This window comes from Pleionea sp. WD8-19 (assembly GCF_055326765.1).
Genome location: NZ_JBUZOU010000059.1, coordinates 1 through 1,021 on the forward strand (window position 1 = coordinate 1; position 1,021 = coordinate 1,021).

Annotated in this window: 1 protein-coding gene; it reads right to left on the bottom strand. The window is 39.4% G+C overall.

What is annotated here, in order from left to right; all coding sequences use genetic code 11:
• Positions 1-254: 254 nt before the first annotated feature.
• On the bottom strand, positions 255-815 hold the full coding sequence (locus ACTUJY_RS21105; protein WP_463618111.1) for a hypothetical protein: 561 nt from the start codon (positions 813-815) through the stop codon (positions 255-257).
• Positions 816-1,021 lie beyond the last annotated feature (206 nt).

Consider the following 1,021-nt stretch of genomic DNA (forward strand, 5'->3'; position numbering starts at 1 on the left):
CTTTTATTATTTAATGCATGTACTGAACGAGCTTCCGAAACAGCCTGATGACTTAGAACCGTTAATGCCGTGGAATGTTGAGTTGAACGGTTAAGTCAAGTGTGTGTTTGCTCGGACGTTTACATCACTCTTCAAAAAAGTCTTTCTTTATGGCCGTTATTTAGTTCAAAAACATAGTCCGCTTCTTAACGCTCCATACATGGGCGAACCAACTTGTTACGACGTCCATTAAGCCGCGGCTTGTTAGGAGTGTTTTACCCATTGGAAAAATGTTCAATAACCTTTTCTGCAGGTAAACATGCATCATATGATACGTTGTGGAACTCTTTATCTGGGCAATTTCGAATATCGACATGTGGATAAGAGCCAAAACTGCCGATACATTGCAACTTTCTATCATACACAACTGGCGTCATCAAAAAATCAATGCCTGTTTCGCTCCTAAATTCAGATTTCACTCTTTGTAGGATAAAGTATCCAGATTTATTATTCTTTGCGTTCCAAGACACTCGCTGCCCACCTGACATACCTGCATACAAATGACTGCCATAAAAGTCGCCATTAATATCTTTCACCTGCCCTAGTCTAACTTTAAAGATGAATGCATGATGTAAAATTTGATTATTGCCACATGAGTCTCCATACGACAAGACATTGTCATTTACTGGTTGTCCATAAGTGCAAAAATCTCTATACCAACTTGTATTGTCAGTAGATTTTGGTATGGCTTCAACAACTATAATTCCATTTTTTGGAATTGGTATGGTTGAGCAGCCCGCAAGCATTAAAATTAATAAAGCAGCTAGTTCCCTCACGATAGCTCCTAATATCCGAAACACCGAGCGAAATGTAGTTGCGAAGCAACGTAAAGTTGATCCGCATAATTTCGGTTGTTACATGGTAAACGTCCGAGCAAACACACACTTGACTTAACCGTTCAACTCAACATTCCACGGCATTAACGGTTCTAAGTCATCAGGCTGTTTCGGAAGCTCGTTCAGTACATGCATTAAATAATAAA